The organism is Rhizobium sp. 05L419 (assembly GCF_056397845.1).
In genome coordinates this window covers 1-586 of record NZ_JBFTOF010000085.1, presented here as the reverse complement: position 1 = coordinate 586, position 586 = coordinate 1, and the positions used below count along the sequence as shown (strand labels likewise).

Sequence of the window (586 nt, the reverse complement as noted above, 5' to 3'; positions counted from 1 at the left end):
GTTTCGTCTCAGAGATTATGACGGGTTGTCTATGCCGAGGATTGGCAGTTCTTGAGGCGGGACAAGCAGTTGGATGCTGCGCGCCTGGCCTGGTTGCTTTTGGATCAATCCAATTTGGTCGAGCGTCTTTAGCATCTGGTGAACTGAGGGTGCAGTGACTTTGAAGTAGCGCTGAAAGTCTGCCTCTGCCGGGGCTCGATCATTGATTTTTGAATAGGCCCATATGAAGGCGAGGTACTGGCCCTGTTTGGCAGTGAAAACGGCTCGTCTGGCGGGCTTGTCTTGGTCAAGCAATTGATTCATTTCGGATTCATCCAWAGCCCCACCATTATGAAGGGTTGTTGTGATGAACGTACGATATCGGGTTGATCTTAGCCAGATCGAACGCGACGAGCTTCGCGTTTCAGTGAGTGGCGGCAAACAGCCAGTCCGGCGGCTCAAGCGAATGCAGATCCTGTTGGCAGCGGACGCTGGCGTCAGCGACAAGGCGATCGAAGCATCGGTGCAGACCAGCGGCTCGACCATCTACCGCACCAAAAAACGCTTTGTAGAAATCAGCCTGGAGGCGGCCCTCAGCGAAGAGCCA

At 54.2% G+C, this 586-nt stretch carries 2 protein-coding genes; one reads left to right on the top strand and one right to left on the bottom strand.

Going from position 1 to position 586, the window contains the following annotated elements; all coding sequences use genetic code 11:
• Window positions 1-15 precede the first annotated feature (15 nt).
• Complete coding sequence (locus AC1DMK_RS31095) at window positions 16-303, bottom strand: transcriptional regulator (RefSeq protein ID WP_037067181.1); 288 nt, start codon at window positions 301-303, stop codon at window positions 16-18.
• A gap of 43 nt (window positions 304-346) precedes the next feature.
• Here AC1DMK_RS31095 and AC1DMK_RS31090 point away from each other — a divergent pair.
• The coding region (locus tag AC1DMK_RS31090; RefSeq protein WP_477864050.1) for a helix-turn-helix domain-containing protein at window positions 347-586 on the top strand (240 nt) is incomplete at its 3' end.

Bases quoted from the DNA above. Each gene is read 5' to 3' on its own strand.
- AC1DMK_RS31095 (WP_037067181.1), bottom strand. From the start codon at position 303: ATGAATCAATTGCTTGACCAAGACAAGCCCGCCAGACGAGCCGTTTTC.